The organism is Kitasatospora sp. NPDC093679 (assembly GCF_040683455.1).
Lineage (GTDB): Bacteria > Actinomycetota > Actinomycetes > Streptomycetales > Streptomycetaceae > Kitasatospora > Kitasatospora arboriphila.
Genome location: NZ_JBFBDW010000059.1, coordinates 1 through 21,713 on the forward strand (window position 1 = coordinate 1; position 21,713 = coordinate 21,713).

Consider the following 21,713-nt stretch of genomic DNA (forward strand, 5'->3'; position numbering starts at 1 on the left):
ATGTCGCAATCCACACCTGGCCAGAAGGCCCTCACTCATTTCAAGATCACACCGCCGTGAACCCCGTCACCAACCTCCGTGGTCAGAACACCTAGGGCTGGTGCTCGGCGCCGGTCGGGGGCGGGGCCTGGGCGGCGAGGAGTTCGGCCTCGGTCTCGGTGAAGAGGCGGGAGCGGAGCAGGAAGCGGACGCCTTCGGGTGCCTCCAGGGAGAATCCGCTGCCGCGGCCGGGGACGACGTCCACGGTGAGGTGGGTGTGCCGCCAGTACGCGTACTGGTCGGCGCTGATCCAGAACGGGGTGTCCTCGGCGACGCGGCCGAGCAGCAGGTCCGAGGCGCCGACCCGGAACTCGCCGCGGGGGTAGCACATCGGTGCGCTGCCGTCGCAGCAGCCGCCGGACTGGTGGAACATCACCGGCCCGTGCACGGCCACCAGCGTCCTTAGCAACTCCTCTGCCGGACCGGTGAGTTCGATCCTGGCGGGGGCCGGCTTCATCAGAAGAAGCCGAGCTTCTGGCCGGAGTAGCTGACCAGCAGGTTCTTGGTCTGCTGGTAGTGGTCGAGCATCATCTTGTGGGTCTCGCGGCCGATGCCGGACTTCTTGTAGCCGCCGAAGGCCGCGTGCGCCGGGTAGGCGTGGTAGCAGTTGGTCCACACCCGGCCCGCCTTGATGGCCCGGCCGAGGCGGTAGGCAGTGTTGCCGTCGCGGGTCCAGACGCCTGCGCCGAGGCCGTAGAGCGTGTCGTTGGCGATGTGCAGGGCCTCCTCGACGGTGTCGTAGGTGGCGACGGAGACCACCGGGCCGAAGATCTCCTCCTGGAAGATCCGCATGTCGTTGCTGCCGCGGAAGATCGTCGGCTCGATGTAGTAACCGCCCTCCAGGCCGGGGACGGTGCGGGCGCCGCCGCCGGTGAGCACCTCGGCGCCCTCCTGCCGGCCGATGTCCAGGTAGGAGAGGATCTTCTCGTACTGGTCGTTGCTGGCCTGGGCGCCGATCATGGTGGCGGGGTCGAGCGGGTCGCCGGCGGTGATCGCCTCGGTGCGGGCGATGCAGCGGGCGATGAACTCGTCGTAGATGGAGGCGTGGACGAGCGCGCGGGACGGGCAGGTGCACACCTCGCCCTGGTTGAGGGCGAACATCACGAAGCCCTCGACGGCCTTGTCCAGGTACTCGTCGTCGGCGGCCATGACGTCCGGCAGGAAGATGTTCGGGCTCTTGCCGCCGAGTTCGAGGGTGACCGGGATGATGTTCTCGCTGGCGTACTGCATGATCAGGCGGCCGGTGGTGGTCTCGCCGGTGAAGGCGACCTTGGCGACCCGGGGGCTGGAGGCGAGCGGCTTGCCGGCCTCCACCCCGAAGCCGTTGACCACGTTGAGGACGCCGGGCGGCAGCAGGTCGGCGATCAGCTCGACGACCAGCAGGATGGAGACCGGGGTCTGCTCGGCCGGCTTGAGGACGACGCAGTTGCCGGCCGCGAGCGCCGGGGCGAGCTTCCAGGTGGCCATCAGGATCGGGAAGTTCCACGGGATGATCTGGCCGACCACGCCGAGCGGCTCGTGGAAGTGGTACGCCACGGTGTCGGCGTCGATCTCGGCGATGCCGCCCTCCTGGGCGCGCACCACGCCCGCGAAGTAGCGGAAGTGGTCGACGGCGAGCGGGAGGTCGGCGGCGAGGGTCTCCCGGACGGGCTTGCCGTTCTCCCAGCTCTCGGCGACGGCGAGCTTCTCGAGGTTCTGCTCGATCCGGTCGGCGATCCGGTTGAGGACGTTGGCGCGTTCGGTGACGGAGGTGCGGCCCCAGGCCTCGGCGGCGTTGTGCGCGGCGTCCAGGGCGAGTTCGACGTCGGCCGCCGAGGAGCGGGCGACCTGGCAGAACGTCTGCCCGGTGATCGGCGAGGGGTTGTCGAAGTAGCGGCCCTCCACCGGGGCGACCCACTTGCCGCCGATGAAGTTGTCGTAGCGGGGGGCGAAGCTGACGATGCTGCCTTCGGTTCCGGGCCGGGCGTAGACCATGGGCGGCTCTCCTCGTCGGAAGACGCGTACGGGTGGCGTCCGACGGCCGTCGTCCCAGGACCGGCCGCCGTGGACGGTGGCCACTCTCACCCCTTCGGGTTGGTGAAAGGTTGGCACCGCCCGGCGGACCCCGGTCGGAACGGTCGTCAGTCGCGCAGGGCGGCGTGCAGCCGGCTGAGCGCCACCGCACGCCGTCCGTCGCCGGGGGCGAGCAGCCGCAGCGCGTGTTCGTGCACCTCGGCGTCGTACCGGGCGAGTTCGCCGTACCGCAGGGCGGGCGCGGGGTCGGCCGCGGCGAGGACGGCGGCGCGGACGGCGACCTCCAGGTAGGTGCGGTGCTCGACGACGGCGGGGGCGTCGGAGTGCGGCAGCAGCGGGCCGGTGTACAGCCGCACGGCGGTGGCGGTGTCGCCCGCGGCGAGGGCGCGGCGCACCTCGGCCGCGTCGCACTGCACGGGCGTGGTGAGCCGGTAGCGGCGGGCGGAGACGGCGCCGCCGAGGTCGCGGCGCAGGTGGGAGATCTCGGCCTTGACGGTGGTGGCGGTGACCGGCCGGTCGCCGTAGACGGCGGTGCGCAGCCGTTCGGCGGTGAATCCGTCGGCCTCCAGGGCGAGCAGGGTGAGGATCTCCAGGCGGCGCGGCGGCAGGTGCAGCGGGACGCCGTCGCGGGTGGCCTGTTCGCGGCCGAGGCAGGTGAGGCGCAGTCCCTCGGGGCGGGTGGTGGTGCCGGGGGCCGCGGGCAGGGCGGCGCCGACGGCGGCGGCGAGGGTGCGGACGGTGGACAGCGCGAGCGGGTGCGAGCGGTCCCAGGTGGTGGAGAGGTCGAGGGTGCCGGCGATGCTGCCGTCCGGGCGGCGGATCGGCGCGCAGTAGCAGACCCAGCCGTGCAGGACGGAGACCAGGTGCTCGGCGGAGAAGACGGTGGCGGCGCGGCCGCTGCTCAGGGCGAGCGACAGGGCGTTGGTGCCCATCGCCTGCTCGTCCCAGCGGGCGCCGGGCGCGAAGTTGACCCGTTCCGCCTTGCGCTGCATGGCCGGGCCGCCGCAGGTCCACAGGATGGTGCCGGCCTCGTCGGTGACGGCGGCGATGAAGCCCGCGTCGTCGGCGATGGCCCGGAGTTCGTCGGCGACGGCGTCGACCGGGGCGCGGAGCGGGGAGTGCGCCCAGTCGGGGCCGTGCGCGCCGGGGTCGGAGGGCGGGGCGGCGGTGCGTGCGGGGTCGACGGTGGTCAGCGAGCGGAGCCAGGAGTCCGCGACCTCGGGGCGCACCCCGGTGCCGTCCGCGGCGTGCTGCGGCCGGGCCGCCCGGTGGGGCACCCAGCGGGACCACTCGTCCTCCAGCGCGGCCCTGCGCCGGCGAAGATCTCCACGCACAGCATCGACCCCTTCGACCTCGTCGTCGACGGCGGGCACGGCCGGCCCCGCCCGTGGGGCCGCCCGTCCCGATCGGGCCAGTGTGGCCGACCCCCGGCGGGTGCGGCCAGCACGCCGCACCGCGAAGTCGGGATGCCCCGGGCCGGCGGGGCCGACCCGTTCCGGTGGGACCGACCCGTTCCGGTGGAGCGCGCCCGTGCGAGCGGGGTGCGGCCCGGGCGGACGGGTCGGGGCGGGGCCGCGCGGCTCGGGACGGGGGCGGACGGGTCGGGACGGGCTCCCGGGGCCCCGGCGGCGGGCGGTGCGAGGGCCGCGCCAGGCGTTCAGCCGGTCCACATCTGCGCTCTGTCGGGCGGCCACCTCGATGCCGACCTGCCACGGGAGACATACGGGTGACCCACCCGTCATGAACGTGACGGGACAAGGGCCGGTCCGGAGCGCAGTGCGTCCAGTCCCGTCCACGAGCAGGGAGAGCCGAGATGACCACCGCCCCCGTCCTCACACCGTCCGTCCCCGACCGGGCCGCCGCTCCCCAGGCCGCCCGGACCCCGCAGGCTCCCGTGCCCGTCGGCTACAGCGTCGCGCTGGCCCAGGACGAGGGCGACGTGCGGGCCGCGCAGCGGCTGCGCCACCGGGTGTTCGCCGAGGAGATGGGCGCCGTCCTGGACAGCCCGCTGCCCGGCCTGGACGTCGACGCCTTCGACGACCACTGCGACCACCTGCTGGTCCGCGAGAACGGCACCAACGAGGTGGTCGGCACCTACCGGCTGCTGCGCCCGGAGGCGGCGCGCCGGGCCGGCCGGCTGTACTCCGACACCGAGTTCGACCTGTCCCGGCTGGCCGGGCTGCGGGACGGCCTGGTGGAGGTCGGCCGCTCCTGCATCCACCCGGACCACCGGGGCAGCGGAGCCGTCATCAACCTGATGTGGGGCGGCATCGCCCGCTACCTGACGACGACCGGCAACACCTGGGTCGCGGGCTGCTGCTCCGTCCCGCTGGCGGACGGCGGCACGGAGGCCGCGGGCGTCCGGGACGCCGTCCTCGCCAAGCACCTCGCCCCGGAGGAGTACCGGGTGTCGCCGCTGCGCCCCTGGGACCACGAGGGCGTCGCCCGGCCGGCCCGCGCCGCGATCCCGCCGCTGCTCCGCGGCTACCTGCGGCTGGGCGCCTGGGTGTGCGGCGAGCCCGCGCACGACCCGGACTTCGGCGTCGCCGACCTGTACGTGCTGCTGTCGCTGGAGCGGACCGACCCGCGCTACCTGCGGCACTTCCTGTCCGCCGGGCCCGCCTTGTGAGCGCCTGGCTGCCGACGGCGCCCTGCACGCCGGAGGACTGCGTGGCCGCCCCCGACCCGGTGGTCGGCCCGGGGCGGCAGCTGCTGCGCGCCGCGTCCTGCGCGGGTCTGCTGCTGGCCGGGGTGGCGCTGGCACCGGTGGTCCGCGGCTGCTGCGGGCCGGCGCTGCGCGAGCGGCTGGTGCAGCGCTGGGCACGGCTGCTGCTCGCCGCGTTCGGCGTGGAGCTGCGGGCGGGCCCGGCCCCCCGGACGGACGGCGGCGTGCTGGTGGTGGCCAACCACGTGTCGTGGCTGGACATCCTGCTGGTGGCGGCCGTCCGGCCGGCGCGGATGCTGGCGAAGACGGAGGTACGGACCTGGCCGCTGCTCGGCCCGCTGGCGGCCTGGGCGGGCACCCTGTTCCTGGACCGGGACCGGCTGCGCGCGCTGCCGGCCACCGTGGACGGGATCGCGGCGGCGCTGCGCCGCGGCGAGCGGGTGGCGGTCTTCCCCGAGGGCAGCACCTGGTGCGGGCGGCGCGGCGGACGGTTCCGGCCGGCGCTGTTCGAGGCGGCCGTGCGGGCCCGCGCGACCGTCCAGCCGATGGCGCTGCGCTACCGGCTCGCGGACGGGCGGACGGCGACCGTCGCGGCGTTCGTCGGCGAGGACGGGCTGCTCGCCTCGCTGCGCCGGGTGATCGCCGCCCGCGGGCTGGTGGCGGAGGTCCAGTTCCGTGCGCCGCTCCCGGCGGGTGCGGCTGGCCGCCGCGAGCTGGCCGCGGCGGCGCAGGCGGCGGTGTTCGGCACCCCGCTGCTGCCCGCCCCGGCGGCTCCCGTCGAAGGTGTCCGACACACGGCCGACCGGCTGCCGGCCGCCGCCTGAACGCAGCGCGGCGTCGGTGCGGTAGCGGGGGCGCCGGGCGTGCACGTGCTCGCGGGCGCGGTGGGCGGTCTGGCGGACGGCGGCGGGGGTGCGGCCGGACCAGGCGAGCCAGGTCTCCTGCAGCACGTCCTCGGTGTCGGCGACGGTGCCGAGCATGCTGTAGACGATCGAGAAGAGCAGGTCGCGGTGGTCGACGAAGTCCCGGGTCGTCCCGTCGCCGTCGTCCGTGCCGTCCGTGCTGCCGGTCGCTGCGGTGCCGGTCATGGTGTGCCTCCCGTGTGCGGTCACCGATCGAGAGCAGCACAGGGGGCCCGGGTGTGACATCCACCCCGCCGGATGTGACCCGGGTCTCACCCGGCCACCCCGCGCGGCGCCCGGCGGGCCGATACTGGCGGGGTGGACGAGGCGGTGGTGGACGAAGGTCCCCGGGTGCGGCCGACCGGGGCGATGGCGCGGTACGCGGCCCGGTACTCCGGGTACCGGCAGGCCGGTCTGCCGCCGGGCCGGCACCGGGGCCTGCCCTCGCCGTGGCTGACGCTGATCTTCACGCTGGACGACCCGCTGACGGTGGCGGTGCATCCCGAACCCGGCCGTGGGCCGCAGGACTACACGGCGCTGCTGGGCGGGCTGCACACCACGCCCGCGCTGATCACCCACCCCGGCCGGCAGTCCGGCATCCAGGTGGCGCTGGACCCGCTGGCCGCGCGCCCGCTGCTGGGTCTGCCAGCGGGCGAGCTGGCGGGTCTGGACCTGCCCGCCGAGGACCTGCTCGGGCCGCTCGCCGGGGAGGTCCGGGAGCGGCTGCTCGCCGCGCCCGGCTGGCCGGAGCGGTTCGCGGTGCTGGACGCGCTGCTGCCGCGCCTCGCGGAGCCGTACGGCGAGGCGGCGCCGGAGGTGCGGCGGGTGTGGGCACTGCTGCGGCGCAGCGGCGGGCGGCTGCCGGTGTCGGCGCTGGCGGCGGAGGTCGGCTGGAGCGAGCGGCACCTAGCGGCGCGGTTCCGGCGGGAGACGGGGCTGTCGCCGAAGGCCGCGGCCCGGGTGGTGCGCTTCGACCGGGCCCGCCGGATGGCCGCGTCGGACGGTGGCCGGCTGGCCGAACTCGCGGCTCGGTGCGGGTACTTCGACCAGGCGCACCTGGCCAGGGAGTTCCGTGCGCTGGCCGGCGTCGCGCCGAGCGTGTGGCTGGCGGAGGAGTTCCGATTCGTCCAAGCCCGGGTTCCGGCCGCGGTACAGGCTGGGGTGTGACGGCACGGGGTGCGCGACGGCCCCGGGTGCGACCGGCACCGGCCGACGCGGCACGGAGGTGGAGTGATGGGTACGGCACAGGCCCCGGACGGGGCGCCCGCACCGCAGGTGTGGCCGACGCTGCGGTCGCACGACGCCCGCAAGCTGATCGCCTTCCTGGTGGAGGCGTTCGGCTTCGAGGAGACGGTGGTGTACGGGGAGGGCTCCGTGGTGCACCACGCGCAGCTGAGCTGGCCGGAGGGCGGCGGGGTGATGCTGGGCTCGGTCCGCGAGGACCCTGGCGGTGCCGACGGCGCGCGGGGCAGCGGTCCGACCCCGCCGGGCAGCCTCGGGGCGTACGTGGTGACGGCGGACCCGGACGCGGTGCACGCGCGGGCGGTCGCCGCGGGCGCCGAGATCGTGGACGCCCTGCACGGGACGGACTACGGTTCGCGGGACTTCGCCGCCCGCGACCCGGAGGGCAACCGCTGGTACTTCGGCACGTACCGCGGCGAGCCGCGCGGCCGTGGCTGAGACGGCGGGCGAGGGGGAGGCGGCGGGCGAGGCTGCGGGCCGGGACGGGGCGGTGCTGCGGGCGGCGTTGGAGCGGCTGCGCGGGCTGTGCCTGGCATTGCCCGGAGCCGAGGAGCGGCCGAGCCACGGGGAGGCGGCCTGGTTCGCGGGCCGGCCGATGTTCGCCGTGACCTCGGACCGGCACCACGACGACCGGACGGGCTTCTGGGCGGCGGCCGCCGCCGGGGTGCAGGAGCACCTGGTGGCGGCCGATCCGGACCGGTACTTCCGCCCGCCGTACGTGGGCGGCCGCGGCTGGATCGGGGTGTACCTGGACGTCGAGGTCGACTGGCGGCAGGTCGAGGACCTGGTGCTCGACGCCTTCCTCCTGGTGGCCCCCGCACGGCTGCGCGCCATGGCCCGGGAGGGCACCACGGAGGCTGGGCCCACCGGGTGAATTTGACGTCTGCGCAGGTCACAGGTGATACAGACGCCGAGAGCGGTGGAGCGTACGGGCGTACGATGGTGCCCAGTTCCTGCCCTTGCGGCCCCGTCACAGCCTCCGGGCTGGAGAGAGGGGGTGGGTCCGGTGTCGATGCCTCCCGGCAATCAGACTCCTTCCACCGCACCCCGTTCGACCGGCTCGGGTGCCGGCGAGAAGGGTCTGAAGACCGGCGCGCTCGGCCTGGTGTCGTCCGTCGCCATCGGCCTGGCCTCCACCGCCCCCGCCTACAGCCTCGCGGCGACGCTGGGCATCATCGTCGTCGGGGTCGGCCTGCAGGCGCCGATCATCACCATCCTGGCGTTCATCCCCATGCTGCTGATCGCCTTCTCCTACAAGGAGTTGAACGCCTCCGACCCGGACTGCGGGACGACGTTCACCTGGGCGGCGCGGGCGTTCGGCCCGCGCACGGGCTGGATGGGCGGCTGGGGCATCATCGTCGCCGACATCATCGTGATGGCGAACCTGGCGCAGATCGCGGGCGTTTACGGCTTCCAACTGTTCGGCCTGGACTCGCTGGCGAACTCGACGACCTGGACGACCGTCGCCGGCGTCGTCTGGATCGTCGTCATGACCTGGATCTGCTACATCGGCATCGAGCTGTCCGCGGCGCTGCAACGATGGCTGTTGTGCATCGAGGTCGTGATGCTGGTCCTGCTCTCGGTGACGGCGCTGGTCAAGGTGTACGGCTCGAACCCGCCGTCCACCGCCATCACGGTGGACGCCTCCTGGTTCAACCCGTTCGAGGTGTCCTCGTCGACGGCGTTCACCGCGGGCATCCTCTCCGCGGTCTTCATCTACTGGGGCTGGGACACCGCCGTGTCGGTCAACGAGGAGACGGCGGACGCCGCCCGCACGCCGGGCCGGGCCGCCGTCATCTCGACCGTCCTCCTGCTGCTCATCTACGCCCTGGTGTCGACCGCGGCGATGGCCTTCGCGGGCGTCGGTACGAAGGGCATCGGGCTCGGCAACGAGGACAACTCGGGGGACGTGCTGTCGGGGCTGGGTGACGCCGTGTTCGGCACCACCGGCTTCGGCGGGTTCCTCAGCAAGCTGATGATCTTCATGGTGCTGACCTCGTCGGCGGCGTCCACCCAGACGACCATCCTGCCGACCGCGCGCACCAGCTTCTCGATGGCCGCCCACAAGGCGCTGCCCTCGCACTTCGGCCGGGTGCATCCGCGCCACCTGACACCGACCTGGTCGACCATCGGCATGGGCATCGCCTCGATCGCCTTCTACGTCCTGCTCACCGCGATCAGCGGCAACGTCCTCGCCGACTCGATCGCATCCGTCGGCCTCGGCATCGCCTTCTACTACGGCCTGACCGGCTTCGCCTGTGTCTGGTACTACCGCAAGGTGCTGACCCGCAGCGTCAAGGACTTCGTCCTCAAGGGCGTCGCCCCGCTGTTGGGCGGCCTGATGCTGCTGTACTTCTTCTGCTACGGCGCCTTCGACGTGTACGCCGACCCGGACTACGGCTCCACCTCGATCGACCTGCCGATCTTCGGCAAGACCGGCGGTGTGACGGTCATCGGCATCGGCGCGCTGGTGCTGGGCGTGATCCTGATGCTCGTGCAGTGGGCCGTGCAGGGCTCGTGGTTCCGCCGGCCGGACGTGCCCAAGGAGGCGGCGGACCCGGCCACCGCGCCCTGAGGGCCGGCACCCCTCGTCAGCGTCGTTGCTCGTCAGCGTCATTGCTCGTCAGCGTCGTTGCTCGTCAGCGTCGGCGCTCGTCGTGGTCAGTCCTCGCCGTCGGTGAAGCGCCAGCGGGTCGGCGAGCCACGGAAGTCGGTGTGCAACAGGCCGATGGCCTGCGCCGGGCGGACCCGCACGGTGGCGTTGACCGCCGGGTCGAGGAAGTCGACGCCGTACGCCACCGAGTACTTGGCGTTCAGTGCCGCCAGGAAGCCCGCGATCTCGGCCCGGTCGGCGGTCGGCTCGGCCCGGCCCTCCAGCACCACCGGGTCCCGCGGGTCCTCGGTGGTGACCACGCAGTCCGGCCGCTCCGCGAGATTGCGCATCTTGCGGGAGGAGACGCTGCTGGAGAACCAGAACGCGCCGTCCAGCCACACGCCCCAGACCGGCATGGTGTGCGGACGGCCGTCGGGGCGCACCGAGCACACCCAGTAGTCGTGCGACCCGGTCAGACGCTTCTCGGCCCACTCCCAGCTGAGCAGACCGGTGCCCTCGTCCGCGGGCCGGATGCCGTACCCGGGCATGTGCGGGCGCCCGGCGGTCGGCTCGGTCATGGCGGCCTCTCCCTCCGACGGTGGCGGGTCCTTCCTCCAGCCTAGGGGTGTCCTCGGGGCGCACGGTGGTCGTACCGGGGCACCCCGGTGTCGGGGGCGGATGGCAGGATCCCGGGCATGGCGGGCACGGCGGGTATGGCAGGCATGGCGGGGGCGGAGAGCACGGAGACCGGGGAGCTGACCCTGCGGGCGTGGCGGGGCGGCACGGACGGATGGCGGGGCCGGGTGCTGCGGACGGCCGCAGAACGGCTGGCGGCGGACGGCTGGGCGGTGGCGCCGGACGGGACCGCGACCGTGGTGCTGCACGGGCGGGAATTCGCGCTGGTGCCCGGCGGCGAGGTGCGGCTGGGCTTCGACGCCGCCGCCTTCGAGGCGACGCCGGAGCAGGCCGCCTCGTACGCGGAGAGCTGCCGCGGCTTCGGCTTCCCGGCGGAGCTGCGCACGCACCTGACCGCGGTGCTGAGCCCCGTCCGGACGGTGCGGCTGCCGACGCTGCTGGTGGGCGTCGAGGCGGTCGACGTCGGGGAGGTGGACTTCGAGGAACACGGCTGGCGGCTGCCCACCCCCGACGAGTGGGAGTACGCCTGCGGGGCGGGTGCACCGACGCTCTTCCGCTGGGGCGCCACCCACCCGGACACCGACGACCCGTTCAGCGCCCCGGACGGCCCGCAACACCGGCCGAACGCCTTCGGGCTGCGCATCGCCCGGGACCCGTACCGGCCGGAGGTCACCGCGGATCCGGGCGTGATGTGCGGCGGGGACGGCGGGTCCGCGACCTGCGGCGGCTACGGCTCGTTCCTGGCCTGGCTGCCGCTCGCCACCGCGTACCGCGACCCGGAGCTCGCGGAGCTGCTCGACGACGACGGCTGGTGCGACGAACTGCTCGGCCGCCCGGTCGTGGCGCTCTGACGCACGAGCGCGCCGACCGGGCGGCCGCGGTGGCTCACCAGCGGTCGTGGACCTGCGGGCGGATCCGGCGGTCGTAGAGGTCGCGGACGGCCGTCAGGGTGGCGTCGGAGAGCGGCGGCAGCGCGGCGGCCGCCGCATTGGCGCGGGCCTGCTCGGGGTTGCGGGCACCCGGAATCACCGTCGTCACGCCCGGCTGCTGGACGATCCAGCGCAGCGCCGTCCCGGCCGGGGTGGCACCCTCCGGGGCGAGCGCCGAGAACTCGACGGCCGCCTCGACGCCCGTCGCGAAGTCCACCCCGGAGAAGGTCTCGCCCTGGTCGAACGCCTCGCCGTGCCGGTTGTAGGTGCGGTGGTCGTCCGCCGGGAAGACGGTGTCCCGGGTGTAGCGACCGGAGAGCAGACCGGAGGCGAGCGGTACCCGGGCGAGGATGCCGACGCCCGCCTCGGCGGCGGCCGGCAGCACCTGCTCCAGCGGCTTCAACCGGAACGCGTTGAGGATGATCTGCACGCTGGCCACGCCCGGCCGGGCGATCGCCGTCAGCGCCTCGGCGCACGTCTCGACGCTGACGCCGTACGCGGCGATCCGCTCCTCCGCCACCAGCGTGTCCAGGGCGTCGAAGACCTCGTCCGAGGAGTACACCGGGGTCGGCGGGCAGTGAAGCTGCACCAGGTCGAGCCGGTCCACACCCAGGTTGGTCCGGGAACGGTCCGCCCAGGCACGGAAGTTGGCGAGGTTGTAGTGCTCCGGCCGCTGCTCGACCCGGCGGCCGAACTTGGTGGCGACGAACACCCCCGCGTCCGGACGCTCCTTCAGGTGGCGTCCGATCAGCTGCTCGCTCCGACCGTCGCCGTAGACGTCGGCGGTGTCGAACAGGGTGACACCGCTCTCGACCGCGGCGTCCAGCACGGCAAGGGCGTCCTGCTCGCGGACGTCGCCCCAGTCCGCACCCAACTGCCAGGTACCGAGGCCGACGACAGAGACGGGACGGCCGGTCCGGCCGAGGACACGCTTTTCCATGGGGAGCCTCTCAATGACCAGCGGGAAGGAGGTGCACGATCACCGTCCACCGTACCGAGCGACCGGGCGGTCGGACGGCGGGCCGGGCGGGCGGACGGTTTCCCGGGGTGATGTGCGGGGTGGCGGGCGCTGTGCGGAGCGGCGGGCGCCGTGCGGGGCAACGCGGGGCAGCACAGCAGGGCAGCGGGCGGTCGCGTGGACGGTCAGGGGGGCGGTCAGGGGGGCGGTCAGGGGGTGGCCGGGCCGCGGGCGAGCAGGAGGACGACGTCCAGGCCCGCGACGGCGATGGTGGCGAGGAAGGGGATCCGGCCGGGCGCGACCGGGGCCAGCAGGGCGGTGGCAACGGCGACGGCCAGCGCGACGCCCTCCGCCGGGGGGACGGGCCGCCCGGGGCCGAGGACGAGGACGGCGGTGGCGGCCGAGGTCGCGGCGGCTGCGACCGCGGCGGACGGGCGGCGGCCCAGGCGCTGGGGCAGTCCGAGGACGCCGGCGGCGCGGTCCGCCGGAATGTCGGGGAGGACGTTGGCGAAGTGCGCCCCGCAGCCGAGCAGCGCCGCCGCGCCCGTCACCCACCAGGGCGGGACGTCGGCCGCGGCGAAGGCCGGCAGCGCGCCGAAGGCCACCGCGTACGGCAGCCAGGAGGCGGCGGTCCGCTTCAGCCGGAGGTTGTAGGCCCAGCCGGCGGCGACGCCGGTGAGGTGGGCTGCCCCGGCCCGGGTGCCGCAGGCGAGCGAGAGCGGGACGACGGCGGCGAGGGCGGCGGCCGCCGCGGTACCGACCGTCCTGGGGGTGAGGGCCCCGGGGGTGAGGGCTCCGCGGGTGAGGGCCCCGCGGGCGAGCGGCTTGTCGGCGCGTCCGGCGGCGGTGTCCCGAGCGGAGTCGATGCAGTCGTTGGACCAGCCGATGGACAGCTGGCCGGCCGCCGTGGCGGCTGCGGTGAGCAGGACGGCACCCCTGCCGCGGCCCGCGGCGGCGGCGAGCCCCGCGGCGAAGGCGGTGACGGCGGCGGCCGGGGCCGGGTGGCACGCGGCCAGCAACAGGGCCGGCCGGCGGATCCACCGCCCGGCCGCCGCCGCGTCCATCCCACTGGACATGCCGTCAGGTTAGGGCCTCGCCGACGGTTCGCCCCGCAACGGCACGCGGGAGCGGGGTGGGGCCGGGCCAAGCCGGGCCGGGCGCGCCGCGGTGGTCGTAGCCCGAGGAAGGCGGGCTCGCGGGGCGGACAGGCCGTCCCTCCGGTTACACGCCATCACGGTGGCTACGGGCTGAGGGACGGGTGCCGGAGGCACGCCGCGTCGAGAGGCTCTCCACTCGGTTACACACCATCACAAGAGCAACTGGCCGTTCCGGCGCGACAGCGGACCACACCACAGGCACCCCGTCACTCCAGTTACACAGCATCACATCAACAACGGTTACACGCCATCGCTCCCGCAACGGCGACTCCCCAACGCCAGAGCGTGGCACACACCGCCCAACACCACCTTCCGGCAGTGACACGGCATCACCTACGCGACACGACCTCCGAACAGCGAACTGGGCGCGCCCAAGAGTCCCTCTTTCGCCACATAAGGCCGAATCCTCCCTATCCTGAACCGATGACCCGAATTGTGGCGGTGAGCGGGGTGCTGCCGGTCCACCGCTACCGGCAGGAGGAGATCACCGAGGCGCTGGCGGCGCTCTGCCTGCCGCCGGACGCGGACCGGGCGGTGCTGGAGCGGCTGCACGCCGGGGCCGGGGTGGCGACCCGTCATCTGGCGCTGCCGCTGGAGCGGTACGCGGGCATCGACGGCTTCGGGCAGGCCAACGACGCGTTCATCGCCGCCGCCCTGGAGCTCGGCGAGCGGGCCGCGCGAACGGTGCTGGCGGAGGCCGGGCTGGCCGCCGAGGAGATCGAGCTGGTGGTGTCGACCTCGGTCACCGGGATCGCGGCACCGTCGCTGGAAGCCCGGCTGGCCGGCCCGCTCGGACTGCGGCAGGACGTCCGCCGGCTCCCCGTCTTCGGGCTGGGCTGTGCGGCGGGCGCGGCCGGACTGGCCCGGCTGCACGACTACCTGGCGGGCCGGCCCGGCCATGCCGCGCTGCTGCTCTCCACGGAGCTCTGCTCGCTGACCCTGCAGCGCTCGGACGCCTCCACCGCCAACCTGGTGGCCTCGGCGCTGTTCGGGGACGGTGCGGGCGCACTGCTGGCGGTCGGCCCGGAGCATCCGCGCTTCGACGACTCCCCCGGCCCGCGGGTGGTGGCGACCCGCAGCCGCCTGTACCCCGGGACCGGGCACCTGCTGGGGTGGGACATCGGCGACCGCGGGTTCCGGATCGTCCTCGGCGGAGCGCTGCCGGAGCTGACCGGACTGCACGTGGCCGAGGAGGTCGAGGCGTTCCTCGCCGAGCACGACCTGAAGCCGGACGAGGTGGCCGCCTGGATCTGCCACCCGGGCGGGCCGAAGGTGCTGGACGCCCTCGGGGAGGCGCTGGGCCTGCCGGAGTCCGCGCTCGCGCCGAGCCGCCGCTCGCTGGCTCGGGTGGGCAACCTGTCCTCCGCCTCGGTGCTGCACATCCTGCGCGACGTCCAGGCGGACGGCCCCCCGCCGCCCGGCTCCGCCGGCCTGGTGCTCGCGCTGGGGCCCGGCTTCTCGTCCGAACTCGTCCTGCTCCGCTGGTGATCGAGGTCCGATGTCCTGGTACTCCCTGCTCGTCCTGCTGGTCGCCGCCGAGCGGCTCGTCGAACTCGTGGTCGCCCGCCGCAACGCCGCCTGGAGCCTCGCCCGCGGCGGCACCGAGCACGGCCGCGGCCACTACCCGCCGATGGTGCTGCTGCACAAGGCGCTGCTGGTCGGCTGCCTCCTCGAACCGGCTCTGCTGGCAAGGCCGTTCGTGCCCGCGCTGGGTGTGCCGATGCTGCTGCTGGTGCTCGCCGCGCAGGGGCTGCGCTGGTGGTGCATCGCCTCGCTCGGGCCGCGCTGGAACACCCGGGTGATCGTGGTGCCGGGCCTGCCGCTGGTCACCCGCGGCCCGTACCGGTGGCTGCGGCACCCGAACTACCTGGCCGTGGTGGTGGAGGGGGCGGCGCTGCCGCTGGTGCACTCGGCATGGCTGACGGCGGGCGCCTTCACGGTGCTGAACCTGTGGCTGCTAGGGGTGCGCATCCGCTGCGAGGAGGCGGCGCTCGGCGGGGTGGCGCCGGCGGTCGCCCGGTGATCGACCTGCTGGTGGTGGGCGGCGGCCCGGCCGGGCTGGCCACCGCCGTGCACGGGGCGCTCGCGGGCCTGGAGGTGGTGGTGGCCGAGCCGCGTCGGCCTCCGGTGGACAAGGCCTGCGGGGAGGGTCTGATGCCGGCCGCCGTCCGGGCGCTGGCCGGGCTCGGCGTGGCGCCGGAGGGCCACGCCTTCCACGGCATCCGCTACCTGGAGGCGACCGGGACGCGGGCCGCCGAGGCACGGTTCCGCACGGGGCACGGTCTCGGGGTGCGGCGCACGGTGCTGCACGCGGCGCTGGCAACGCGGGCCGCGGAGCTCGGCGTGCGGGTACTGCCGCTGCGGGTCGGCGCGGTGGACGTCGGCCCGCACGCGGTGCGGGCGGCCGGACTGACGGCCCGGCACCTGGTCGCCGCGGACGGGCTGCACTCCCCCGTCCGGCGCGCACTCGGCCTGCACCGGCCGCCGCCGCCGGGCCGCGCCGTCCGGTACGGGCTGCGTCGGCACTACCCGGTGGCGCCGTGGTCCGGGTCGGTGGAGGTGCACTGGTCGGCGCGGGCGGAGGCGTACGTCACGCCCCTCGGCCCGGAGCTGGTGGGTGTGGCGCTGCTGACCTGCGACCGGGCGCCGTTCGACGAGCAGTTGGCACGGTTCCCGCTGCTGGCGGCGCGGCTGCCGGCCGGGGCGGGCACGACGGTGCGCGGCGCGGGGCCGCTGCACCAGCGGGTCCGGGCGCGGGTCGCCGGGCGGGCGCTGCTGGTGGGCGACGCGGCGGGCTACCTGGACGCGCTCACCGGGGAGGGCCTGTCGGTGGCCCTGGCCTGCGCGGACGAGCTGGTGCGTTGCGTGCGGACGGGCCGGCCGGAGGCGTACGAGCGGGCGTGGCGGCGCGCCTCGCGCAGCTACCGGTTGCTGACCGGCGCGCTGCTGTGGGCGCGGCAGCGGCCGGTGCTGGCCCCGCGAATCGTGCCGCTCGCGGCCCGACTGCCGCGGGTCTTCGAGGCCGGGGTGAACCTGCTGGCGTGAGCCCGTCCGGGACGGGTGTCCCGTGCGCCGCCCGGGCGGTGTCTGGTCGCCCGGGAGGCGGGTGGTCCGCACCGCCCCCGGGCGCCCCTCAAGGGGACGGCATACGGCGGCCCCCGGGCCAGGCGCAGGGAGCGGAGCACGGAAGCGCGGGCCCGGCACAGCGGGGGCGCGGTACGGCTTCGCGCCCGGCGACTGCACGGGGGCCGGATCGTCAAGGGCCTCACCGGCAGCCCGCACCATCCGATCCCCGACAAGGGCGTCCACGCGACCGGCACCGTGACCGCCGACATCGACACGCACCCGGATCACGGGAACGCCCGGCTCCACCGACCCGCCCCGGACCGCCTCCCGGCGGGCCCGGAGGCCGCCCGGGCGGGCCCTGCGGCGTCGCCGGGGCGGCGGGAGAATGCCGGGAGGGGGCCGCCCGGCCAGGGAGTACGCCATGGCGCAGCACCACGAGAGCTGCCCGCACTGCGGGCACCCCACCGACTGGCGGGCCGGGCTCACCGAGGAGGAGCTGCGCGGCATCGACCGGCGGCGGCGCCGGGGCCTCGGCGTGCTGGTGGTGTGCTGTGCGGCGCTGCTGCCGTGGATCGGCTTCCTGGCGGCGACGTTGCCGGTGCACTTCGAGGCCCGGCAGTGGCGGCTGGCCTGGGTCGGCTTCGACCTCGGGCTGCTGGTGGCGCTGGCGGCGACCGCCTGGTTCGGCTGGCGGCGGCGCCGGCTGCTGGTGCCGTGGGCGCTGGCGGCGGCCGTCCTGCTGATCTGCGACGCCTGGTTCGACGTGATGCTCTCCTGGGGGACGGACGACGTCTGGGCGAGCGTCGGCGCGGCCCTGCTGGTGGAGCTGCCGCTGGCGACGCTGCTGCTGCTGCGGGTGCGGAGGATCCTGCAGGTCATGCTGCGGCACTACTGGTACCTCGCCGACCTGCCCGGCGAGCCGCCGCCGCTTCACCGGGCGCCGCTGCTCACCGAGGGCGCGCCGGAGCGACCGCGGCACCGGCCGGCCTGAGGTCACCGTCGCGGCAGCGGCCCGCCCGGGGGACGTCGTCCGGGCGGGGACCGGGCCGGTCGACGGGCCGCGGTGTGGGCCGGTCGGAGCAACGGGGGGTCCGGCCCGGGGCGCGGCCGGGCCGCTCGGGTCCGCGACGGGTGACACTGGGGGTATGGCAGCGTCACCGGAGCAGAGCGGCGGGGACATCTTCACCCCGCCCGTCGTGGTGCGCCCGCCCACCCGGGGCGTCCGCCCGTACCGCCGGGTCGAGATCTACGGCCGGCTGGTGGGCAGGGCGTACGGCGAGGAGGACGTGGCGGAGTTCATCCGCCACGCGGGGGTGTCCGAGCCGGACCTGGACGACCCGGACCTGGTGGGCTGGCGCGGCGGCGACCGCACCGTCTGGACGGCGGACTGACGCGGGCCGCGCGCAGCGGGCAGCCCGCCCGCGTGCGGGCGTCCACCCGGGCGGAGGCGGCCATCCAGGGCAATCGGGCCACTCCATCCGCCGAGGGGCGGGCCGCTGGAGTGGCCGGGCGGGCGGCGCGGGGCGGTAGTGGTAGCTGACCGCTCACGTCGGGTGAAGGAGTCCGCGATGCCCAAGGTCCGTCCGGCCGCCGTTGTCGTTGCCGCCCTGCTGGCCGCCGTCTGCCTCGGCTGCGCCCCGGGCGACCCGAACCCGGCGCCGCTGCCTGGCCGGCCGGCGCAGCAGGAGCCGTCGACGGAGTCCCCCGCCCCGAGCGCCGAGCCCGAGCCGTCCGCGACCCCGACCCCGGCCCCGGGCACCCAGGTGTCGCTGGCCGACGGTGCGGGGTTCGGGCCGATCCTGGTGGACGCCCGGGGCCGCACCCTGTACCTGTTCGCGGGTGACACCTCCACGCAGTCGACCTGCTACGGCGAGTGCGCGACGCAGTGGCCGCCGCTGACCACCACCGGCTTCCCGGTCGCGGGCGCCGGCGTGGACGACGGACTGCTGGGGGTCGGGAAGCGGACCGACGGGGTCGGCCAGGTCCTCTACAAGGGGCACCCGCTGTACTACTTCGCGGAGGACGCGGCGCCCGGCGACGCGGGCGGCCGGCAGCTGGACCAGTGGTACGTGGTGGACGCGCTCGGCGACCGGGTGACGGCCGGCTGAACCCCGCGCCGGGCCCGGATCGGCAGCGCCCGAACGGCGCTGAATGGTGGTCTGCACCATTTTCGAGGTCTGCATAGTCTTGCACAACGGGTCCCAGGAATCTCCACCGGTCCGCCTCATCATTATGCACTGCGGCGGGTGGCGATGCCCCGACCGTCAATTCCTCAAGAGAAGCTCAAATTTACAAACCTTTGCCCTACCTGCACATACACCAACTCCCCTAAATTCCAAGGGTTTTGACGAATACTCATGATCATTCCCGTTCGAGCCAGATAACTATTCGGATTCATGGGGTTCTGTTCGACAAATCACTCCGCCTAGCCTTGGGCAACTCTCAACCCCTGCCATTTCATCGAGAGGTCAATCCCACCCATGGCTTCTGTCGACCAGCTCGCCCCGTCCTCCGCCCCGCCGACCGGCTCAGGCAGCCGATCACTGCGGCGCGAGGTCGGGCTGATCGGCCTCCTCTGGGCCTCCGTCGGCTCGATCATCGGCTCCGGCTGGCTGTACGGCGCCAAGAACGCCGTCATGGTCGCCGGCCCGGCGGCCCTCGTCTCCTGGGGCATCGGCGCGGTCGCGATCGTCCTGCTCGCGTTCGTCCACGCCGAGCTCGGCGGCCTCTTCCCGGTCGCCGGCGGCACCGCCCGCTACCCGCACTACGCCTTCGGCGGACTCGCCGGCATGTCGTTCGGCTGGTTCTCCTGGCTGCAGGCGGCGACGGTCGCCCCCATCGAGGTCGAGGCCATGATCGGCTACGCCGGTCACTGGGAGTTCGCCAAGGGCTTCCTGAACGACAACGGCACCCTCACGGTCAGCGGCTTCGTCGTCGCCGTCCTGCTCATGGGCGTCTTCGTCGCGGTCAACTTCCTCGGCGTCCGAGTGCTGGCGCACACCAACTCGGTGGCGACCTGGCTGAAGATCGCCGTCCCGCTGGCCACGATCCTCGTGCTCGCGGTGTCCAACTTCCACGGCGGCAACTTCACCTCGCACGGCTTCGCGCCGTTCGGCATCAAGGGCGTGCTCGCCGCGATCAGCACCAGCGGCATCATCTTCGCGCTGCTCGGCTTCGAGCAGGCCATCCAGCTGGCCGGCGAGAGCAAGAACCCCAAGCGCGACATCCCGCGCGCGGTGCTCGGCTCGGTCGCCATCGGCACCCTGATCTACGTCCTGCTGCAGGTCGTCTTCATCGCCGCACTGCCCGGCACCGCCTTCGCCAAGGGCTGGGAGAACCTGGACTTCCCCGGCATCTCCGGCCCGTTCGCCGGCCTCGCCACCGTGGTCGGCCTCGGCTGGCTCGCCTGGGTGCTGTACTTCGACGCCATCGTCTCCCCCGGCGGCACCGGCCTGATCTACACCACCTCCACCTCGCGCATCTCCTACGGCCTCAGCAAGAACGGCTACGCCCCGCAGCTGTTCGAGCGGGTCGACAAGCGCGGCGTGCCGTGGTTCGGCCTGATCATCTCCTTCGTCACCGGTGTCATCTGCTTCCTGCCCTTCCCGAGCTGGCAGGAGCTGGTCGGCTTCATCACCTCCGCCTCGGTGCTGATGTACGCCGGCGCCCCGCTCGCCTTCGGCGCCCTGCGCCGCCGCCTGCCGGACCGTGAGCGCTCCTACCGCCTGCCGTTCGGCGAGGTGATCGCCCCGCTGTCCTTCATCGTGGCGAGCCTGATCATCTACTGGACCGGCTGGCACACCCTGGCCCGCCTCGGCATCGCCATCGTCATCGGCTACGTGCTGCTCGGCAGCTACGCCGCGTACGCCGTCCGCAAGGGCCTGCCGAACGCGCCGCGCCTCGACTGGCGTCCGGCGCAGTGGCTGCCGGCCTACCTGGTCGGCCTCGGCCTGATCTCCTGGCAGGGCGGCTTCGGCGACGGCACCGGCACCATCCCGATGTGGTGGGACATGCTGCTCGTCGCGGTCTTCGCGCTCGGCATCTACCACTGGGCGATCCGCGTGGCGCTGCCCGCCGACGCGATCGACCAGAACATCGAGGACGTCGAGGTCGTCGACGAGGGCGGCCACTGATCCAACCCTCCGGGCAGCACCGGTCGGGTCACCGAACGGACCTGCCGCCCGCCCCACCCGAGGAGCCCGGCCGCCCCACAGCGGCCGGGCTCCGCCGGTCTCCGGGCCGCCCGTCCGCCCTGCGAGGCCCCGCCCTCCCCACGAGCCGTCCCGGCAGCGCCGCCGCGGACGGCTCGCGGCGTTCCCGGGGCGCAGCCGGAGCGCGGTCGCGGCACACCCCCGGGGCCGTGCGGGCCGTTGACAAGGGGAGGGCGTCGCAGCGAAGCTAAGCAAGCGCTTAGTCAGCACTCTCCGTCAGTGCTTCCCGTCAGTGCTTGATCCGATCAGTCCTTCCCGAGGCGAGGGCCCATGAGCGACACCCCCGAGACCCCACCCGGTCTCGACCTGGACCGGCTGCGCGAGCGGCTCGACGCAGAGCTGCCGGGCACCGTCACCGGCCCGCTGCGGGCGAAGCTGTTCGAGGGCGGCAAGTCCAACCTGACCTACCTGCTGGAGGACGGCACCGGACGGTGGGTGCTGCGCCGGCCGCCGCTCGGCCACGTCCTCGCCACCGCGCACGACATGACCCGCGAGCACACCGTGCTGGCCGCGCTGCACCCCACCCGCGTCCCGGTGCCGCGCCCGCTGCTGCTGGTCGAGGACACCGAGGTGATCGGTGCGCCCTTCTACCTCATGGAGTACGTCGAGGGCACCCCGCACCGGGACGCCGAGGCGCTCGGCGCGCTCGGCCCGGAGCGGGTGCACGCGCTCGGCCTCCACCTGGTCGACACCCTGGTCGACCTGCACGCCGTCGAGCCCGCGGCGGTCGGCCTCGACGCCTTCGGCCGGCCCGAGGGCTTCCTGGAGCGCCAGCTGCGCCGCTGGGGCAAGCAGCTGGACGCCTCCCGCAGCCGCGAGGTGCCCGGCATCGACGAGCTGCACGAGCAGCTCGCCCGCACCCTGCCGGTCTCCCCCGCGCCCGCGCTGGTGCACGGCGACTACCGGCTGGACAACGTCCTGGTCGGCCCGGACGACCGGATCCGCGCCGTCCTCGACTGGGAGATGTCCACCCTCGGCGACCCGCTCACCGACCTCGGCCTGCTGGTGATGTACACCGAGCTGGCCCGCCGCTTCAACGGCGTGCTGCCCGGCGCCGCCCTCGCCGAGGGCTTCCCGCGGACCGCCGAACTGGTCGCCCGGTACGCCGGCGGCTCCGGCCGGGACGTCTCGGCGCTCGGCTGGTACACCGGCTTCGCCTCGTTCAAGCTCGCGGTCGTGCTGGAGGGCATCCACTACCGCTTCACCCAGGGCGGCACGGTCGGCGCCGGCTTCGACCGGGTCGGCGAACTCGTCCCGCTGTTCGTGCAGTTCGGCCTCACCGCACTCAAGGAGCGCTGATCC

At 74.5% G+C, this 21,713-nt stretch carries 21 protein-coding genes; 15 read left to right on the plus strand and 6 right to left on the minus strand.

The window, feature by feature from the left end:
• Positions 1-91: 91 nt before the first annotated feature.
• The 3 genes from AB0O09_RS32625 to AB0O09_RS32635 form a co-directional block, all read right to left on the minus strand.
• Positions 92-496 (minus strand): DUF779 domain-containing protein, encoded by a 405-nt coding sequence (locus AB0O09_RS32625; RefSeq protein ID WP_363548162.1) that lies wholly within the window; start codon positions 494-496, stop codon positions 92-94.
• A complete protein-coding gene (gene adh, locus AB0O09_RS32630) occupies positions 496-2,013 on the minus strand; it encodes an aldehyde dehydrogenase (protein WP_363548165.1) in 1,518 nt (505 codons plus the stop codon). The genes AB0O09_RS32625 and adh overlap by 1 nt, the downstream gene beginning before the upstream one ends.
• A 146-nt stretch (positions 2,014-2,159) precedes the next feature.
• Positions 2,160-3,386, minus strand: a complete 1,227-nt coding sequence (locus AB0O09_RS32635; RefSeq protein WP_363548168.1) for a GAF domain-containing protein — start codon at positions 3,384-3,386, stop codon at positions 2,160-2,162.
• A 479-nt stretch (positions 3,387-3,865) separates the two neighbouring features.
• On the opposite strand from AB0O09_RS32635, the gene AB0O09_RS32640 reads away from it, so the two are divergent.
• The 6 genes from AB0O09_RS32640 (at position 3,866) to AB0O09_RS32665 (ending at position 9,436) form a co-directional block, all read left to right on the plus strand.
• Positions 3,866-4,681, plus strand: a complete 816-nt coding sequence (locus AB0O09_RS32640) for a GNAT family N-acyltransferase (RefSeq protein WP_363548171.1) — start codon at positions 3,866-3,868, stop codon at positions 4,679-4,681.
• 41 nt (positions 4,682-4,722) lie between these two features.
• On the plus strand, positions 4,723-5,541 hold the full coding sequence (locus AB0O09_RS32645; RefSeq protein WP_363548173.1) for a lysophospholipid acyltransferase family protein: 819 nt from the start codon (positions 4,723-4,725) through the stop codon (positions 5,539-5,541).
• Between the two features lie 396 nt (positions 5,542-5,937).
• Positions 5,938-6,786, plus strand: coding sequence for an AraC family transcriptional regulator (locus tag AB0O09_RS32650; RefSeq protein ID WP_363548175.1), 849 nt, complete (start codon positions 5,938-5,940; stop codon positions 6,784-6,786).
• 66 nt (positions 6,787-6,852) lie between these two features.
• Positions 6,853-7,299: a VOC family protein gene (locus AB0O09_RS32655; RefSeq protein ID WP_363548177.1), complete on the plus strand. Its 447-nt coding sequence runs from the start codon at positions 6,853-6,855 to the stop codon at positions 7,297-7,299.
• Entirely contained in the window at positions 7,292-7,735 is a 444-nt protein-coding gene (locus AB0O09_RS32660) for an MmcQ/YjbR family DNA-binding protein (RefSeq protein ID WP_363548178.1), read from the plus strand. Before AB0O09_RS32655 ends, AB0O09_RS32660 begins: the two co-directional genes overlap by 8 nt.
• Before the next feature lie 138 nt (positions 7,736-7,873).
• Positions 7,874-9,436 carry an APC family permease gene (locus AB0O09_RS32665; protein WP_363548267.1) on the plus strand — a complete coding sequence of 521 codons (1,563 nt, stop codon included), beginning with the start codon at positions 7,874-7,876 and terminating at the stop codon, positions 9,434-9,436.
• Positions 9,437-9,522: 86 nt separating this feature from the next.
• On the opposite strand, the gene AB0O09_RS32670 is transcribed toward AB0O09_RS32665, so the two are convergent.
• Positions 9,523-10,032, minus strand: coding sequence for a pyridoxamine 5'-phosphate oxidase family protein (locus AB0O09_RS32670; RefSeq protein ID WP_363548181.1), 510 nt, complete (start codon positions 10,030-10,032; stop codon positions 9,523-9,525).
• 117 nt (positions 10,033-10,149) lie between these two features.
• Here AB0O09_RS32670 and AB0O09_RS32675 point away from each other — a divergent pair, with 117 nt between their 5' ends.
• Positions 10,150-10,941 carry a hypothetical protein gene (locus AB0O09_RS32675; RefSeq protein ID WP_363548184.1) on the plus strand — a complete coding sequence of 264 codons (792 nt, stop codon included), beginning with the start codon at positions 10,150-10,152 and terminating at the stop codon, positions 10,939-10,941.
• Between the two features lie 34 nt (positions 10,942-10,975).
• On the opposite strand, the gene AB0O09_RS32680 is transcribed toward AB0O09_RS32675, so the two are convergent.
• Positions 10,976-11,959, minus strand: coding sequence for an aldo/keto reductase (locus tag AB0O09_RS32680; protein ID WP_363548186.1), 984 nt, complete (start codon positions 11,957-11,959; stop codon positions 10,976-10,978).
• 227 nt (positions 11,960-12,186) lie between these two features.
• Positions 12,187-13,053, minus strand: a complete 867-nt coding sequence (locus AB0O09_RS32685; protein WP_363548189.1) for a UbiA family prenyltransferase — start codon at positions 13,051-13,053, stop codon at positions 12,187-12,189.
• A 504-nt stretch (positions 13,054-13,557) separates the two neighbouring features.
• Between AB0O09_RS32685 and AB0O09_RS32690 the strand changes: the two genes are divergently transcribed.
• The 8 genes from AB0O09_RS32690 (at position 13,558) to AB0O09_RS32725 (ending at position 21,710) form a co-directional block, all read left to right on the plus strand.
• Positions 13,558-14,622: a 3-oxoacyl-[acyl-carrier-protein] synthase III C-terminal domain-containing protein gene (locus tag AB0O09_RS32690; protein WP_363548192.1), complete on the plus strand. Its 1,065-nt coding sequence runs from the start codon at positions 13,558-13,560 to the stop codon at positions 14,620-14,622.
• A gap of 10 nt (positions 14,623-14,632) precedes the next feature.
• On the plus strand, positions 14,633-15,157 hold the full coding sequence (locus AB0O09_RS32695; protein ID WP_363548195.1) for an isoprenylcysteine carboxyl methyltransferase family protein: 525 nt from the start codon (positions 14,633-14,635) through the stop codon (positions 15,155-15,157).
• Positions 15,154-16,179 (plus strand): NAD(P)/FAD-dependent oxidoreductase, encoded by a 1,026-nt coding sequence (locus AB0O09_RS32700; protein ID WP_363548198.1) that lies wholly within the window; start codon positions 15,154-15,156, stop codon positions 16,177-16,179. Before AB0O09_RS32695 ends, AB0O09_RS32700 begins: the two co-directional genes overlap by 4 nt.
• Positions 16,180-16,621: 442 nt before the next feature.
• Positions 16,622-17,191, plus strand: coding sequence for a hypothetical protein (locus AB0O09_RS32705; protein ID WP_363548201.1), 570 nt, complete (start codon positions 16,622-16,624; stop codon positions 17,189-17,191).
• A gap of 154 nt (positions 17,192-17,345) precedes the next feature.
• On the plus strand, positions 17,346-17,591 hold the full coding sequence (locus AB0O09_RS32710) for a hypothetical protein (protein WP_344621783.1): 246 nt from the start codon (positions 17,346-17,348) through the stop codon (positions 17,589-17,591).
• Between the two features lie 177 nt (positions 17,592-17,768).
• Positions 17,769-18,308 carry a hypothetical protein gene (locus AB0O09_RS32715; protein ID WP_363548204.1) on the plus strand — a complete coding sequence of 180 codons (540 nt, stop codon included), beginning with the start codon at positions 17,769-17,771 and terminating at the stop codon, positions 18,306-18,308.
• A 372-nt stretch (positions 18,309-18,680) separates the two neighbouring features.
• Positions 18,681-20,333 (plus strand): APC family permease, encoded by a 1,653-nt coding sequence (locus AB0O09_RS32720; protein ID WP_363548207.1) that lies wholly within the window; start codon positions 18,681-18,683, stop codon positions 20,331-20,333.
• A gap of 348 nt (positions 20,334-20,681) precedes the next feature.
• A complete protein-coding gene (locus AB0O09_RS32725; protein WP_363548209.1) occupies positions 20,682-21,710 on the plus strand; it encodes a phosphotransferase family protein in 1,029 nt (342 codons plus the stop codon).
• Positions 21,711-21,713 lie beyond the last annotated feature (3 nt).

Excerpts from the sequence above, each read along its gene's own strand:
- AB0O09_RS32625 (WP_363548162.1), bottom strand. The coding sequence starts at position 496 with ATGAAGCCGGCCCCCGCCAGGATCGAACTCACCGGTCCGGCAGAGGAG.
- adh (WP_363548165.1), bottom strand. The coding sequence starts at position 2,013 with ATGGTCTACGCCCGGCCCGGAACCGAAGGCAGCATCGTCAGCTTCGCC.
- AB0O09_RS32640 (WP_363548171.1), top strand. The coding sequence starts at position 3,866 with ATGACCACCGCCCCCGTCCTCACACCGTCCGTCCCCGACCGGGCCGCC.
- AB0O09_RS32655 (WP_363548177.1), top strand. The coding sequence starts at position 6,853 with ATGGGTACGGCACAGGCCCCGGACGGGGCGCCCGCACCGCAGGTGTGG.
- AB0O09_RS32665 (WP_363548267.1), top strand. The coding sequence starts at position 7,874 with ATGCCTCCCGGCAATCAGACTCCTTCCACCGCACCCCGTTCGACCGGC.
- AB0O09_RS32670 (WP_363548181.1), bottom strand. The coding sequence starts at position 10,032 with ATGACCGAGCCGACCGCCGGGCGCCCGCACATGCCCGGGTACGGCATC.
- AB0O09_RS32675 (WP_363548184.1), top strand. The coding sequence starts at position 10,150 with ATGGCGGGCACGGCGGGTATGGCAGGCATGGCGGGGGCGGAGAGCACG.
- AB0O09_RS32680 (WP_363548186.1), bottom strand. The coding sequence starts at position 11,959 with ATGGAAAAGCGTGTCCTCGGCCGGACCGGCCGTCCCGTCTCTGTCGTC.
- AB0O09_RS32685 (WP_363548189.1), bottom strand. The coding sequence starts at position 13,053 with ATGTCCAGTGGGATGGACGCGGCGGCGGCCGGGCGGTGGATCCGCCGG.
- AB0O09_RS32690 (WP_363548192.1), top strand. The coding sequence starts at position 13,558 with ATGACCCGAATTGTGGCGGTGAGCGGGGTGCTGCCGGTCCACCGCTAC.
- AB0O09_RS32695 (WP_363548195.1), top strand. The coding sequence starts at position 14,633 with ATGTCCTGGTACTCCCTGCTCGTCCTGCTGGTCGCCGCCGAGCGGCTC.
- AB0O09_RS32705 (WP_363548201.1), top strand. The coding sequence starts at position 16,622 with ATGGCGCAGCACCACGAGAGCTGCCCGCACTGCGGGCACCCCACCGAC.
- AB0O09_RS32710 (WP_344621783.1), top strand. The coding sequence starts at position 17,346 with ATGGCAGCGTCACCGGAGCAGAGCGGCGGGGACATCTTCACCCCGCCC.
- AB0O09_RS32715 (WP_363548204.1), top strand. The coding sequence starts at position 17,769 with ATGCCCAAGGTCCGTCCGGCCGCCGTTGTCGTTGCCGCCCTGCTGGCC.
- AB0O09_RS32720 (WP_363548207.1), top strand. The coding sequence starts at position 18,681 with ATGGCTTCTGTCGACCAGCTCGCCCCGTCCTCCGCCCCGCCGACCGGC.
- AB0O09_RS32725 (WP_363548209.1), top strand. The coding sequence starts at position 20,682 with ATGAGCGACACCCCCGAGACCCCACCCGGTCTCGACCTGGACCGGCTG.